We start from the raw sequence: 8702 nt of genomic DNA, 5'->3' as shown, positions 1-8702 counted from the left end.
CTGCCGCTGGACATTCCCGGCTACACCGATTTCTATTCGTCGAAAGAACACGCCACCAACGTCGGCTCCATGTTCCGCGACCCGGCCAATGCACTATTGCCGAACTGGCTGCACATCCCGATCGGCTACAACGGTCGCGCCAGCTCGGTGATGGTCAGCGGCACGCCGCTGCAGCGGCCGATGGGCCAGCTGAAACTGCCGGACGCCGATGCGCCCATCTTCGGCGCCTGCCGCAAGCTCGATTTCGAACTGGAAACCGGCTTCATCATCGGCCAGCCGAATGCACTGGGCGAACCGATCGACATCGCCAATGCGGAACAGCATATCTTCGGCATGGTCCTGCTCAACGATTGGAGCGCGCGCGACCTGCAGCAATGGGAATACGTGCCGCTCGGGCCGTTCAACAGTAAATCGTTCGCCACTTCCATTTCACCATGGGTAGTCATGCTAGATGCGCTGGAACCATTTCGTGTCGCCAGCCCGGCGCAGCAGCCTCAGCCGTTGCCTTACCTGCAGCAGAGCGGCAAGAATGGCTACGACATCACGCTGGAAGTCTCGCTCAAGCCGGCTGAAACCGCGGCAGCGCAAACCATCTGCCGCACCAATTTCAAAGCCATGTACTGGACCATGGTGCAGCAACTGGCGCACCACACGGTCTCCGGCTGCAACACCCGCATCGGCGACCTGATGGGCTCAGGCACCATCAGCGGCAGCACGCCGGAATCGTTCGGCAGCCTGCTGGAGCTGACCTGGAACGGCAAGAATCCGCTGGCCCTGGCGGACGGCGTGCAGCGCAGTTTTATCCAGGACGGCGATGAAGTGGGTATGACAGGCTGGTGCCAGGGCGACGGTTACCGTGTCGGCTTCGGCGCAGTCAGCGGCAAGATATTGCCGGCGCGCGGCTGACAGGAAAACAGGGGTTAAAAAAAGAGCCGTGGCAGCCACGGCTCTTTTTGTTTGTGCAGCGAAATTACGCGACCTTGTTGGTCGACAGATCCCAACCGCCCGAAGTGTTGCCGCCCGAGCCGCCGGCGATTTTTTGCTGGGTATATTTCCATTTGACCTTGGAGTACTTCAGGCTGACGGTTTCGCTCAGCACACTGCCTTCCGTGACGGACGGCGCGACATCGGAAATCAGCAGGTTTTCCAGCTCGATCTCAAAGTATCGGATGCGTTCGCCCTTGCCGTCGGCGCGCAGGAATTCGAACTTCGCTTTCGGAATAGTCTTGCCCGATGAGCAGTTTTGCAGCAGCAGCGGCGAAGCCAGGTCGGCCAGCTTGGTGATCACGATATCCTTGTGCTCGCAACGCTCGGCGGTATGGCCGCCCGCGGTGGAGGCAGTGGCCGATTTCGGCTGCAGCACTTCCCATTGCACCGATTTGCACTCGATCCAGTCCTTATGGATGTCGTCGGTGGATTCCCCTTTGATGCCGTCAATTTGCAGATATACGTCGATTGCCATGGTTTTGCCCCTTAGTGAAAAAATGAAGCCTAGGTTGACGCTGCTGGCTCCGCTCGCAAGCGGAGTGAAACTGGAAGTCCATCAAGTGGAACATGTGGCATAAATGCAGGGCTGCTCAACAGATATCGGGCGTCCATGGCACATCGGATATCGATGGAGAATAATTCCGAAAGGCAATTCTAAACCATATTTTTGGCGATATCTTAGATCTTCAGTACTAAATAGTATTGGTATTTTGCTCATATTCCAGTTTCGAACTTGGACTATGCAAGCCGAATGGATTGGCATCAAGAGGACGTCGCGAAGGGCGCCAACTGCCCGCAGAATTTATTGCGCCATCGCTTTCAGCGCAGCCTGGGCCAGGAATCCGGATCGAGTCAGTTGATGCGATTTGGCGAAAGCATCGATGTCCCGCAAAAGGTTTTCCGGTAAGGAGATGTTGAGCCGCACGGGCTTGGTATTGATTTTCGAACGATCGATATTGACCAGCATCCAGAAACCGCCAGCATAGTCCGCTGCGTCTTTCCATTTCTCGATGGAGGACGCCTCGGGAATATGCACTTCCCCCTCGTACATGGTTTCCGCAGCTTCCTGCGCCATTGCCGGAAGATCATTCAACTCGTCGACGGCGGTAAAGACGCCGGGCAGATCCGGGAAGCGGGCGCCATAAGCGCTATCTTTGTCCTTCCATACATAAAGCGGATATAACATTTTGTCCTCATTTCAGTCCAGCGAGTTTCAGGATGCTCTCGGCTGTTCCCAGGGCCAGGTCTTTCTTCGGATGCGGAACAATTACCGATTTGCCGGTAACGGGATGGCGGTATTTGTGATGGCTGCCACGGGTGGAAATATGCTTCCACCCGGCCGCTTTCAGTTACTTGATGATGTGTGTGCTGTTCATATTATTATACACAAAACTACACAATTTAATGATAATTTTGTGTATTTTTGTACATTGGCGATTCATGAGGGGTAGCTGAAACTCAAAGGATTTCGAGTACCTGAATGTCATGAATATTTGACTTGTGCGATAGAGGCAAATGTCTGAAAACGGTTTCGGAATTGCGTGTGGGCTTGATAGGGAAAATTTACTTCTAATCCAGCTTTTTTAAGTCTTTCGGCTAGAGACGTTCCCAGTACCAAAAACTAAAATGACCTCGATATTTTATTCATGCTCACTAAGCACGCTTCGCAGCGATCACTTCAATAGCGAGTGAGTAGGCAAAATTGCTTACGTTTATCTTGTCTTGGTAAGCAATTTTGGTTATATTGAACTCGCTGAGGCGAGCAAAGGATGTGCGGTGAAGCAAAGTGAATTTGTAAGGTGGTTGACGCAACAGGGAGCGACTTTCAAGGACGGATCGAAACACATAAAAGTCTATTTGCACGGCAAACAATCCCACCTGCCAAGGCACCCGAACAAGGAGCTCAAGACAGGGCTTGTTGAAGGTGTGAAAAAGCAGCTCAATTTGAAATGAAACGGATCTGGAAGATGTTTTGGTGACTGCCGAATTGCACCGCAACTGCGTTTTAAGCTGTGGATTGTGCAACCAGAATTTGATACGCCTCGCGAGGACATGATGAAATACCCAGCAACACTCACACCAGATCCTGACGGTGGTTTTGTCGTTACTTTCCGCGACATACCCGAGGCCATTAGCCAAGGCGATGATAAATTCGAAGCGCTCGACATGGCGGCCGACGTATTGCTAAGCGCCATGGATTTTTATTTCGAGGACAAGCGCAAGGTGCCGTTGCCATCCAAGGCAAAAAAAGGGGAGATTCTGGTAGATATTCCGCTGAGTGTTTCAGCCAAGGTTCTGCTGCTCAATGAAATGCTGGCGCAACATATACGGCCGACTGATCTGGCTCTTCGCATGGATACAACGAAACAGGAAGTAAACCGTCTGATTGATCTGCACCACACGACCAAGATCGACAGAATTTCCGATGCAATGAGTGCGCTTGGAAAGCACATTGAATTGAGCGTGGCTTGATTCGATCGCTCCGACGGCATGGATCAACTGTCCGGGCAGAAAAAAAGCCGCCAGAGGCGGCTTGATCAGTAAACAGATAACACTCACCGATGCGGCACGCCGTCCCGCCACTCACCCCAATGCGTCACGATATCCTGCACCAACGGATTCCCCGCCCGATACAGGTTCTCGGTAGCCGGCACGAAGCCGCCCTGGTCCGCATAGTTGAGCAGGTTGTCGGCGCTGGTCTGCCCCTGGTAAGGCCTATCGAAATCCGACCCGGTGCGCAAAGCCGCCACGCGGTTCAGGTCGACCCGCTTGATGCTAGAAGCGCGCTTCAACGCCTCAAAGGTTGCATTGTCTTCCTGCGCCGTCATGCAATACACACCCTTGTTGTCGGTCAGGATCTTGGTCCATTCGCGCGCGCGTTCGCCCAGCAGCGTGCCTGACCACCAGGTGTTGCCGGAAGCGATGTCGCACTGGACTACCGATGGCGGCTGGTTGGCCGGCGCATAGCTGAACTTGGAGCGCGCTACCTGCGCCTGCGCGCTGTCGGCCAGCACGACATTGCGCGACAAAGCAAACGCGGCGTCGGCCAGTTTCGGATTCAGCTGGAATACTTCGTTGCGATAGTCGAGCGGCGGTTTTTCGGTGGGGCTCTTGGTGTTGATGCCGAGGTAGCCGGTCTTCCAGCCGGCCGGGATTTCGCGCGCATCGATTTCCCACTGGATGCCGAAATCGACCAGGTATTTGGCCCAGGCGGCCGAACCGACGGTGCCGCGCGCCGGATCGACGCCGGCAATGCCGGAGATCAGGAAGTAGGTGTGGCGCAGGTCGAAGCGCGACGAGAACGTCAGCGCCATGATCGATGCCGAGGCATTGGCGTAGCCCATGCCGGTGGTGATTACGCAGACATCCTGCTTGTTGCAGTTAACGTTCGGATAGTCGGGCGACAGGCCCGGCACGGCAACGGTTTTCCAGGGGCCGAGGCGGTCCAGCCAGGCCTGGCCTTCGGGACCGAACATGGTGATGATCATGACCTTGACCGGGCGATTCTGCGCATTCGATTCGGCGAGGCCGTCGCTGCCTCTGTCCTGTGCGATCGATGGACCGGTGGCGCAGGCGGCGAGTGATAGGACGGCTGTGGCAATCAGCGAACGAGTCATCATGGATTTTCCTTGTGCAAAGTAGAACCCGTAGTCTACCTGTGAAAATCAAACATTGTTACCGCAACGCAACATGCGCGCACCATGTACCGGACATGAAAAAGCCGCCCGGAGGCGGCTTGGTCAAATGTTCGCTAACTGCGGCGGTTCAGAGATAAATGATGGCCAGCACCACGCCGATGATCAGGCCGAACTTGATGCACATATACAGCGGCTTGCTGAATTTCTTCAGTGCGCGCCGGTATTGGCCGGCGGCCCAGACAAAACGGAACAGCTTGTTGATGCCGCCGGTTTCGTCGCCGGTTTCGTTGGGCGACGCCGCCGCGCTCATCATATGGCGTCCCAGCCAGCGGTTGATCGCCTGCGCCCAGCGGTAGCGCATCGGCCGTTCGATATCGCAGAAGATGATGATGCGGTTGCTGTCGCAGCCGTTCTGCGCCCAGTGGATGAATGTTTCGTCGAACACCACGCCCTGGCCGTCGCGCCAGCTGTAGCGCTGCTGGTTGACTTCGATGAAGCAGCGGTCGTCGTTGGGCGTGACCAGGCCCAGGTGATAGCGCAGCGAACCGGCGAACGGATCGCGGTGCGGGTTGAGGGTGCCGCCGGGCGCGAGTTCGGCAAACATCGCGGCCTTGACGCTTGGTGTGCGGCGCAGCAGGGCCACGGTCTTGGGACAGAACTGCTCGGCCGAGGGATGGCTGGCGTCGTACCATTTCAGGTAAAAGCGTTTCCAGCCGGCCTTGAAGAAAGAGTTGAAGCCGGCATCGTCGTTCTTTTCCGCGGCGCGGATTTTTTCCAGGCCGATCAGGCCCTTGGCTTCGTCGCGTATGGTTTCCCAGTTGTCTTCCAGGATCTTCAAATCGGCGAAGGTGCTGGTCGGCAGGTAGGGCGTGTTGGTCGGCACCTTGGAAAACATGTACATGAAGATGTTGAGCGGGGCCATGATCGACGAATGGTCGAACAGTTGCCGGAAAAACGGCAGGCGCGCCTTGCCGCGAAAGTGGACGTACAACACCGACAGAATAAAAATACTGACTACTGCCCATTTCATAAAAATGTGCTCCGTTACAAATAAGCCGCCATTTTATCTCTTTTGCGCCTGTTATCCGTTATCCAAGCCGTTTGTTAGCCAGGCTTGTTGCGCAGGAGAATGTTTGAGGATGCTGCGGCTATCATTGCCGCTGGCAATATTTCAGTGATAAAATTGCGGCTCCTTAGGGGAGTAGCCGCCTTCGAGTCTTTCGAAGAGCGCATGTCAACATACTTGGCGCTGTATCCAATTTACGCCATGGCATGCGCGACCGCACGGTTTGGCAAGACCTATGGTGCTTCCCTTTACCCGGCCGGGCGAAGGCGTTGCGCCATTCGTCAGTGCCCGGCCCTCAGGATGTCCAAATGCTTATTTACCGCCAATGGCAGCGCCAACGTGCTGCCACAGCCAGTTTTGCTAAGCCGCTTCTTTCCTCGTTTGTTTTCTCGTCTGCTGCCATGGCCTGTCTGGCGGGAGCGTGTGCATGATACTCAGCTTCGCTCTATTGCTCGGTTCGGCCGTGGTGATCTATCTTTCCTGTGAATATTTCGTCAACAGCATCGAATGGGTCGGGCGCCGGCTCGGCATCGCGCAAAGCGCGGTAGGCACCGTGCTGGCAGCGTTCGGCACGGCTTTGCCGGAAAGCGTGGTGACGTTTGTCGCCGTGGTGTTCGGGCGCGATGCCGCGCACCGGGAAATCGGCGTCGGCGCGGCGCTGGGCGGGCCGCTGGTGCTGGCAACTATCGCGTATGCGGTGGTGGGCCTGATGTTCATCCTGAACCGCAAGAAAATCGGCGGCATCCTGCTGTCGGCCAGCGCCGCGCAACGGCTGAGCCGGGACCAGGCCTGGTTCATCGGGATATTCGTGGTCAAGGTCGGCCTGGGGCTGGTGGCGTTTGCGATCAAGCCCTGGCTGGGCGTATTTTTCCTGCTGGCCTACGGTGTGTATATCTGGGGCGAGATGCGCAAGGAAGAAGATGCCGACGCTGAGATACACGACCTGGAACCCTTGAAATTCCGGCCGCACGATATCCAGCCGGGCATCGGCTGGGCCCTGCTGCAGACGCTGGTGGCGCTGGTGGTGATTTTCCTCAGTTCGCAGTTGTTCGTGCGCCAGCTGGGCGATATTGCGCCATGGCTGGGCATCTCGCCGCAACTGGCTGCGCTGCTGCTGAGTCCGATCGCTACCGAGCTGCCGGAAATCCTGAATGCAGTGATCTGGGTCAGGCAGGGCAAGCAGAACCTGGCCTTGAGCAATATCAGCGGCGCCATGATGATCCAGGCGACGATCCCGACCGCGCTGGTGCTGATCTTTACGCCATGGATGCTGAGCCCGGCGCTGGTGTGGGCGGCGGCGGTGACGATGATGTCGATGTTCGGTTTATACGTGCTGCTGCGCAAGGGCATGCTGAGCGGCGGCCGGCTGGCGATGTTTGGCTTGCTGTACCTGGTGTTTGCCGCCGGCCTGGGATGGATCGGCGTGCACTGATCGGCTGCGTTCAGGCGCGGGCGCCGGCGGCGATCACTGCCGCGCCTGCCAGCGCCAGTCCGGCGCCCAGCAGGTCGGTCCATCTTGGCGTGATGCCGTCGACGCCCCATAGCCAGAAAATCGCAGTGGCGATGTAGACCGCGCCGTAGGCGGCATACACGCGGCCGCTGGCGGCGGGATGCAGCGTCAGCAGCCAGACGAAAACGGTGAGGCTGATTGCTGCCGGCAGCAACAGCCAGGCCGGGCCCTTGTTGTTGAGCCATAACATCGGCAGGTAGCAGCCCAGCAGTTCGGCGACGGCGGTCAGCAGGAACAGGCCAAAGGTTTTTATCATTGCGCGCAATGGAAGAAAATCGGAAAGGACAGGGTAGCAGCAAGACGCCCTATAATGTTGCTGTTTTCACCTCGGCGCCGGGACGACCCGGCGCTGCATCATTGTCCGGGGACGACCCCATTTTTCTGGAGGTCGCGTGGCCTGGATCATTCTCTTTCTTGCCGGCCTGGCCGAAATCGTCTGGGCCGTCGGCCTCAAATATTCCGAAGGGTTCAGCCGCCTGTGGCCGTCCGTGATCACGGTGGCCGGCATGGCCATCAGCATCTGGCTGCTGGCGTTGGCGATGCGCACTTTGCCGCTGGGCACCGCCTACGCGGTATGGACCGGCATCGGCGCGGTCGGCTCTTTCATCGCCGGCATCGTGCTGCTGGGTGAAGCAGCCAGCCTGGCGCGCATCGCCAGCGTCGGCCTGATCGTGCTCGGCCTGATCGGCTTGAAGTTGTCGACCGCAGGCTGACTTTTATGCAGCAGCGTTGATCTTGGTGGCGGCGCTGACTGCTTTCGATTCGAATCCAGCGTGGGCTCTCAGGGCCTGGTAGCGCAGGCAGGTGACGCGCAGGAAAGAGGCGAAATTGCTGGCCTCGCCCAAGTGCGTAGTAACTTCGTCGTGCAGCTTGGCGATCAGCTGGTTGGTGGTCAGGTCGTTGTCCGCCGCCAGTTCCGCCAGGGTTTGCCAGAACAGGTTTTCCAGCTTGATGGTGGTGATGACGCCCATGATGCGCACCGAGCGGGCGCGCGATTCGTACAGGATGGGATCGGCCTGGGCATAAATCTGACACATCGGACACCTCTTTTCTTGAACAGTCGCAGTGAGCGGCCGGCCTTGCGGCCAACCGCATCACATCCATCATAACTCGATGCGGGTTCCCAATGCAGCCAGGAACAGCGCCAGCCAGGCCGGATGGGCGGGCCATGCCGGCGCCGTCACCAGGTTGCCGTCGCGATGGGCGGCGGTGACGTCGATTTCCGCATATTTGCCGCCGGCCAGTTTGACTTCAGGCGCGCAAGCCGGATAGGCGGAACAGGTTTTTCCTTCCAGCACGCCGGCCGCCGCCAGCAGCTGCGGGCCGTGGCAGACTGCCGCAATCGGCTTGTCGGCAGCATGGAACTGCTGGACAATTTCGATCACGCGCGGATTCAGGCGCAGGTATTCGGGGGCGCGGCCGCCCGGGATCAGCAGTGCGTCGTAACGGCTGACGTCGACATCGCTGAATGCGGCGTTCAGCGTGAAGTTGTGGCCAGGTT

At 57.8% G+C, this 8702-nt stretch carries 13 protein-coding genes and 1 riboswitch; of the genes, 5 read left to right on the top strand and 8 right to left on the bottom strand.

Annotated elements, in window-relative coordinates; all coding sequences use genetic code 11:
* Positions 1-906: fumarylacetoacetase (gene fahA, locus JWQ61_RS03260; RefSeq protein ID WP_304359246.1), on the top strand; the 906-nt coding region annotated here is incomplete at its 5' end.
* A 64-nt stretch (positions 907-970) separates the two neighbouring features.
* Here fahA and JWQ61_RS03255 read toward each other — a convergent pair.
* The 3 genes from JWQ61_RS03255 to JWQ61_RS03245 all read right to left on the bottom strand — a co-directional run bounded on the left by JWQ61_RS03255 (position 971) and on the right by JWQ61_RS03245 (position 2336).
* A complete protein-coding gene (locus tag JWQ61_RS03255; protein ID WP_014007194.1) occupies positions 971-1462 on the bottom strand; it encodes a type VI secretion system tube protein Hcp in 492 nt (163 codons plus the stop codon).
* Between the two features lie 327 nt (positions 1463-1789).
* Positions 1790-2173, bottom strand: a complete 384-nt coding sequence (locus JWQ61_RS03250) for a type II toxin-antitoxin system HicB family antitoxin (protein ID WP_304359245.1) — start codon at positions 2171-2173, stop codon at positions 1790-1792.
* A gap of 7 nt (positions 2174-2180) precedes the next feature.
* A complete protein-coding gene (locus JWQ61_RS03245) occupies positions 2181-2336 on the bottom strand; it encodes a type II toxin-antitoxin system HicA family toxin (protein ID WP_304359247.1) in 156 nt (51 codons plus the stop codon).
* A gap of 427 nt (positions 2337-2763) precedes the next feature.
* Between JWQ61_RS03245 and JWQ61_RS03240 the strand changes: the two genes are divergently transcribed.
* A complete protein-coding gene (locus JWQ61_RS03240) occupies positions 2764-2940 on the top strand; it encodes a type II toxin-antitoxin system HicA family toxin (protein WP_304359244.1) in 177 nt (58 codons plus the stop codon).
* A 99-nt stretch (positions 2941-3039) separates the two neighbouring features.
* Complete coding sequence (locus JWQ61_RS03235) at positions 3040-3459, top strand: type II toxin-antitoxin system HicB family antitoxin (protein ID WP_304359243.1); 420 nt, start codon at positions 3040-3042, stop codon at positions 3457-3459.
* Between the two features lie 83 nt (positions 3460-3542).
* Here JWQ61_RS03235 and JWQ61_RS03230 read toward each other — a convergent pair whose 3' ends face one another.
* Both JWQ61_RS03230 and lpxO read right to left on the bottom strand, forming a co-directional pair.
* Positions 3543-4607, bottom strand: coding sequence for a purine nucleoside permease (locus JWQ61_RS03230; protein WP_120234932.1), 1065 nt, complete (start codon positions 4605-4607; stop codon positions 3543-3545).
* A 145-nt stretch (positions 4608-4752) separates the two neighbouring features.
* Positions 4753-5655 (bottom strand): lipid A hydroxylase LpxO, encoded by a 903-nt coding sequence (gene lpxO / locus JWQ61_RS03225; protein WP_014007191.1) that lies wholly within the window; start codon positions 5653-5655, stop codon positions 4753-4755.
* Between the two features lie 161 nt (positions 5656-5816).
* A riboswitch (yybP-ykoY riboswitch) is annotated at positions 5817-5993 on the top strand.
* Between the two features lie 125 nt (positions 5994-6118).
* Between lpxO and JWQ61_RS03220 the strand changes: the two genes are divergently transcribed.
* The gene (locus JWQ61_RS03220; protein ID WP_304359242.1) at positions 6119-7123 is read left to right on the top strand and encodes a sodium:calcium antiporter; all 1005 of its coding nucleotides are present in this window, start codon (positions 6119-6121) and stop codon (positions 7121-7123) included.
* Positions 7124-7133: 10 nt separating this feature from the next.
* On the opposite strand, the gene JWQ61_RS03215 is transcribed toward JWQ61_RS03220, so the two are convergent.
* Positions 7134-7457, bottom strand: coding sequence for a YnfA family protein (locus JWQ61_RS03215; RefSeq protein WP_304359241.1), 324 nt, complete (start codon positions 7455-7457; stop codon positions 7134-7136).
* A gap of 136 nt (positions 7458-7593) precedes the next feature.
* Between JWQ61_RS03215 and sugE the strand changes: the two genes are divergently transcribed.
* Positions 7594-7914, top strand: a complete 321-nt coding sequence (sugE, locus tag JWQ61_RS03210) for a quaternary ammonium compound efflux SMR transporter SugE (protein WP_304359240.1) — start codon at positions 7594-7596, stop codon at positions 7912-7914.
* Positions 7915-7917: 3 nt separating this feature from the next.
* Here sugE and JWQ61_RS03205 read toward each other — a convergent pair whose 3' ends face one another.
* Together JWQ61_RS03205 and JWQ61_RS03200 are read right to left on the bottom strand one after the other, a co-directional pair.
* A complete protein-coding gene (locus JWQ61_RS03205) occupies positions 7918-8238 on the bottom strand; it encodes a ribbon-helix-helix domain-containing protein (protein ID WP_061541128.1) in 321 nt (106 codons plus the stop codon).
* A gap of 66 nt (positions 8239-8304) precedes the next feature.
* Positions 8305-8702: DJ-1/PfpI/YhbO family deglycase/protease (locus JWQ61_RS03200; RefSeq protein WP_304359239.1), on the bottom strand; the 398-nt coding region annotated here is incomplete at its 5' end.

This window comes from Collimonas fungivorans, assembly GCF_028292705.1.
In the GTDB taxonomy this organism is placed as follows: Bacteria; Pseudomonadota; Gammaproteobacteria; order Burkholderiales; family Burkholderiaceae_D; genus Collimonas; species Collimonas fungivorans_B.
The sequence above is the reverse complement of the archived record's forward strand: the minus strand, read 5'-3'. Positions and strand labels throughout refer to the sequence as shown.